Annotated in this window: 4 protein-coding genes; 3 read left to right on the plus strand and 1 reads right to left on the minus strand. The window is 37.7% G+C overall.

Going from position 1 to position 5,784, the window contains the following annotated elements:
- The 3 genes from ACILQF_RS09820 to ACILQF_RS09830 all read left to right on the plus strand — a co-directional run.
- On the plus strand, nt 1-1,423 hold a 1,423-nt coding region (locus tag ACILQF_RS09820), incomplete at its 5' end, for an ABC transporter ATP-binding protein (RefSeq protein ID WP_395627236.1).
- Between the two features lie 3 nt (nt 1,424-1,426).
- The gene (locus ACILQF_RS09825) at nt 1,427-2,128 is read left to right on the plus strand and encodes a glycosyltransferase family 2 protein (protein WP_395627237.1); all 702 of its coding nucleotides are present in this window, start codon (nt 1,427-1,429) and stop codon (nt 2,126-2,128) included.
- 47 nt (nt 2,129-2,175) lie between these two features.
- Nucleotides 2,176-2,979 (plus strand): FkbM family methyltransferase, encoded by an 804-nt coding sequence (locus ACILQF_RS09830; RefSeq protein ID WP_395627238.1) that lies wholly within the window; start codon nt 2,176-2,178, stop codon nt 2,977-2,979.
- A 103-nt stretch (nt 2,980-3,082) separates the two neighbouring features.
- On the opposite strand, the gene infB is transcribed toward ACILQF_RS09830, so the two are convergent.
- Nucleotides 3,083-5,784, minus strand: a 2,702-nt coding sequence (infB, locus tag ACILQF_RS09835) for a translation initiation factor IF-2 (RefSeq protein ID WP_395627239.1), incomplete at its 5' end; no start/stop codon positions are given.

The following is a 5,784-nucleotide window of genomic DNA, read 5'->3' on the forward strand; positions in this document are numbered from 1 at the left end:
CATCGATATTCAATTTTTTAGCACCCAACGTAAGGGAGATTTAATCTCTAGATTTATGACCGACGTGGTAACGATTCAAGACTCCATTATAAGATCGGTACAGGTTATTTTACGCGAGCCCATTGCCATTATTTTAAATTTTGCGGTTCTATTTTCCATTTCATCGGAATTAACATTTTTTGCATTAATTCTAATCCCAGTTTCTGGATTGCTTATTTCCATAATTGTTAAACGATTAAGAAGTCATGCAACAGCTGCTCAAGAGTCGGTAGGAGTATTAGTTTCAAGTATTGATGAAGGGTTGAATGGTGTTAAAATTATTAAATCCTTTAATGCCGAAAAATACATGCAGGAGAAGTTTAATGCAATTAACATGTGGACTAGTAAGATCCATAGAAGATTAGCAAGACGGGTTCTATTGGCCATCCCTGTTTCAGAAATATTGGGTGTAAGTACGGTTGCGGCACTACTTTTTTATGGGGGAACACTCATCCTCCAAGAGGGATCTGAGCTACGAGGGGCTGGATTTATTGGATACATCATCATATTTTCACAAATTATTAACCCCGCAAAAGCTATATCAGAGGCTTTTGGCAATATATCACAGGGCATCTCAGCAGGCGAAAGGGTATTCCAGTTGTTAGACACCCCAGAAAAAATATCTAATAAGCTAAATGCTATTTCAAAAAATACCTTTAATAATTGTATTGAGTTTAAAAATGTTTGTTTTGCCTATGGCGAGAAGGAAGTGTTAAACCAAATCAACATCAAAATCACAAAAGGCAGCACAGTTGCATTAGTTGGACCTTCAGGAGGCGGAAAAACTACCCTTATGGATCTATTACCTAGGTTTATGGATCCTTCATCAGGCGAGATAGCTCTTGATGGAATAAATATCAAAGATTTGAGAATGCATGATGTTAGAGCCTTGATGGGCATCGTAAATCAAGAACCTATACTTTTCAATGACAGCATCTTTAATAACATTGCTTTTGGAAGACCCTTTACCCATGATGAAGTAATTGAAGCCGCCAAAATAGCCAATGCCCATGAATTTATCATTGATACCTCCGAAGGCTATCAAACAAATATAGGAGATAGAGGAATGAAACTTTCAGGTGGACAAAAACAAAGAATTAGCATTGCGAGAGCTGTACTAGCAAACCCACCAATTCTACTACTGGATGAAGCTACATCAGCTTTAGATACTAAATCAGAAAAAATAGTTCAAAGTGCACTAAAAAAACTAATGGAAAATCGCACATCAATTGTAATTGCGCACCGTTTAAGCACCATCCAAGAAGCCGACCAAATAATTGTGTTAGAAAGTGGTAGAATAGAAGAAAAAGGAAGTCATAATGACCTAATAAAGGGAAATGGACTTTATAAAAAATTGATCTCTATGCAAAGTCTTAGCGAATAATAAATGGAAAATCCTTTAGTCTCAATAATTATTGTTACCTATAATGCCGGCAAAACACTTCAAAATTGTTTAGACAGTATTTTTATACAAACTTATCCATTCTTAGAAGTTATTATTATCGACGGTTTGAGCAATGATAACACCCTTGAAATAATCAAAAGAAATGAAAAAAAGATATCTCTTTGGATAAGTGAAAAAGATACTGGCGTGTATAACGCAATGAATAAGGCCCTTGAACATGCTAAGGGAGATAGAATAATCTTTTTAGGTGCCGACGATCTTTTATTGGCAGATTTTAGTACAATGATTTATCATTTAAAGGATGAAAATACCATTTACTATGGAAGAAGTAAGTTCAAGAAACGAATAGACGGAAAAAAGTTTAAACCCCTTAATTTAAGCAAGGGGAATATTATTCATCAAAGTATTTTTTATCCGAAAAAGGTTTTTTCAAAATATAACTATGAATTAAAGTACCCCATTTTAGCAGACTACTATTTGAACATAAAATGCTATAGTGATGGCGAATTTAATTTTGAATTCCTACCTTATTTGGTTTCTGTTTTTGCACCTGGGGGGTTATCGAGTACAACCAAGGATGAGCAATTTTTTGCAGATAAAGACCAAATAATTAAAGATAATTTCAGTAAACCAATTTATTATAGATATCTCCTAAGAAAGTTTAGAAGGAGAATAGGTCTTTAACCTTTTTTTAAAGAAATCTAATAATAAGCTATTCGTTAAAGTTAAATATGAAAATAAAGAGAGCGGTTAACAAAATATTAGCAAAAACTAATATAACAATTCAAGAAAAGACTAATAAACGAGAAGTTTTAAGCTTGATTGAAAAGTTACATCCTAAAAAAACTCTGAAATCTCTAATTAGAATGGGTCCTAATGGTGATGGTGGCTACCTTTTGCCTGATGATTTGGAAAATATTGAGGCGTGTTTCTCGCCAGGAGTAGATCAAATAAGTGGTTTCGAAGAAGATTGTTCTAGAGCTGGAATGAAACTATTTCTAGCTGATAAATCTGTAGATTTTCCTCCTATTAATTTACCAGCAGAGAAATTTAATTTTATAAAAAAGTTTATTGGATATACTCAAAATGAAGATTATATCACAATGGATGAATGGGTAAATCAAGCGAATTTAAAAGAAGATTCAGATTTACTTCTACAAATGGATATAGAAGGATTTGAGTACTTTACCTTCATTAACATGACTTTATCACTTCAAAAACGATTTAGAATAATTGTTATTGAGCTTCATAGCTTACATAAATTATGGGATGAGGAATTTTTTAAACTAGCTTCAGCAGCATTAGAAAAAATTTTACAAACTCATACATGCGTTCATATTCATCCTAATAATTGTTGTGGAGTTGACAAAAAACATGATGTAAAAACTGCAAGATTAGCAGAATTTACTTTTTTAAGAAATGATAGAGATATTTTAGATGAATATCAATCTATTTTCCCGCATCCATTAGACTTTGATTGCACCGAGAAAGAGCCCCTCGTCTTATCCGAAGACTGGTATCACCAAGCCAAATAATAGTATTTCTTATAAAACGTTTTACCTAAAATAAATTTTCAAAAAACATGCTAACAAAAAAAAGCGATCTTCCGATCGCTTTTTTTTGTTATGAATTTAAAATCTATAATTTTCTCTTCACTTCAACTTGCTCATATGATTCTACGATATCACCAACCTCAATATTATTGAAGTTTTGGATATTTAAACCACACTCATAACCTGTTGCAACTTCTTTTACATCGTCCTTAAAACGTTTTAATGAAGCTAGCTCACCAGTATAAACAACAACACCATCACGAATGATACGCACCTTGCTATTTCTAGTGATCTTTCCATCCAATACCATACAACCAGCGATTGTACCCACTTTTGTGATTTTGAATACTTCACGAATTTCAACGTTTGAAGTGATTTTCTCTTCAAATTCAGGGTCGAGCATGCCTTCCATAGCCGCTTTAACCTCATTGATAGCATCGTAGATAATAGAATAAAGACGAATATCAATTTGCTCTGCTTCAGCTAATTTACGTGCACTTGCCGAAGGTCGAACTTGGAAACCAATGATGATTGCATCAGAAGCTGAGGCAAGTAATACATCTGATTCAGAGATTTGACCAACCGATTTATGAATGATGTTTACCTGAATCTGCTCAGTTGAAAGTTTAAGTAATGAGTCGGATAATGCTTCAATAGAACCATCCACGTCACCCTTAACAATCACATTTAACTCCTTAAAGTTACCGATTGCCAAACGGCGACCAATCTCATCAAGTGTAATGTGTTTCTGGGTACGTAATCCTTGCTCACGTTGTAATTGTAATCTCTTATTGGCAACCTGACGTGCTTCAACCTCACTATCCATCACGTTGAATTTATCGCCCGATGTTGGTGCGCCCTGCATACCTAATACCTGTACCGGTGTTGACGGACCTGCATGATCAACCTTTAAGCCGCGTTCGTTATGTAAAGCTTTCACTTTTCCACTATAACCACCAGCGAGTATTGCATCACCAACTCTTAGCGTTCCTGCCTGGATTAATACTGTAGTAACGATACCGCGTCCTTTATCCAAGGCAGCTTCAATAACAGTACCTACGGCACGCTTTTTAGGATTAGCAGTGAGTTCTAGCATATCAGCCTCAAGACATACTTTTTCAAGTAATAAATCGATACCCATACCTGTTTTTCCAGAAATCTCCTGACTCTGATACTTTCCACCCCAATCTTCAACCAAAATATTCATGGCCGAAAGTTGTTCGCGTATTTTATCAGCATTAGCACCAGGCTTATCTACCTTACTAAAAGCAAATACGATTGGAACATTTGCCGCTTGGGCGTGATTAATCGCTTCACGCGTTTGAGGCATCACGCTATCGTCTGCCGCAATAACAATAATTGCAATATCAGTAACTTTTGCTCCCCTTGCACGCATCGCAGTAAAGGCTTCGTGACCCGGAGTATCTAAGAATGTTATTTTTCGTTCATTTTCAAGAGTAACTTCATAAGCACCAATGTGTTGTGTAATTCCTCCTGCCTCACCAGCAATCACGTTAGTTTTACGCACAAAGTCAAGAAGGGAAGTCTTACCATGATCCACGTGACCCATTACGGTCACAATTGGTGCTCTCGGCACTAAGTCTTCTGGCTTATCTTCTTCTTCAAACAAGCCACTTTCTTCGTCTTCAGGTTTTACAAATTCAACCCCAAAGCCAAACTCATCAGCTACAATAGTCAGGGTTTCAGCATCCAATCGTTGGTTGATGGATACGAACATACCTAAACTCATACAGGTTGAAATAACCTGAGTTACAGCTACATCAAGCATGATCGCCAATTCATTGGCAGTAACAAACTCCGTAACTTTGATTGTTTTTGCCTGTGATTCGAGTTCCAATGCAGCATCTTCTGCTGTTTGAGCCACATCATCACGCTTCTGACGACGCAATTTAGCACGTTGTGCAAACTTTCCAGATTTTCCAGCTCCACTTAAACGAGCAAGTGTTGCTTTAATCTGATCTTGAATTTCTTTATCTGTAGGTTCTGCTTTTGGTGCGTCTGGAGTACGCGCCTTATTCCTGAAATCAGGACGTGCAGTTCCACCAGGTGCTGGCCTGCCGCCACCTCTAAAATCAGGTCGGTTTCCTTGATATCCTGCACCAGGTGCGGGACGAGGAGCAGATCCTGGCTGACCTTGAGTAGCTTGACCCGGCTGTCCGGGAGCATTATCTTTACGCTTACGCTTACGCTTATTGTCGGCACCTGCAGCAGACGACGAAGCTACCGGCTGACCACGACGTGGTGCTGAAACTGGCAATTCAATCCGCCCAATTACATTGGGACCGCTTAAGCGTTCCGCTTTAGCACGTATTACTGTCGCATTTGGATTACCCTCCTGCGTATTAGGTTTATTTTCTATTTTGATTTGAACTGGTGGCACAAGTGCAGCAGGCTCAACTGGAGTAGCAACAAGTGGGACAACCTTTTCGGCAACTTTTGGAGCTTCAACAGGCTCTGCTTTCGGACTAACTGTTTCAACTGTAGCAGCCGGGGCAATGTCAGCTTCTTTAGGCTTCTCAACAACAGGTTCTGCCTTTACTGGCGGCACTATAGCGATAGGCTCTGGTACTGGAACTGGCACTACTGCAGGTTTTACTGGCTCAGGACTTTTCTTGTCTGGGCGAGTTTTTGAGTTAAGTTGATTTAAATCAATCTTACCAATAACTTTTACACCAGGCAAAGCTCCCTCTTCCGGTTTTGGCACACTTGGAGCCACTTCCTTAGGCTTTTCAACTACTGGAGGAGTAAAAGGATTTACATTTTTGA

The sequence above is a fragment of the Daejeonella sp. genome, from assembly GCF_044232565.1.
Classification (GTDB): domain Bacteria; phylum Bacteroidota; class Bacteroidia; order Sphingobacteriales; family Sphingobacteriaceae; genus Daejeonella.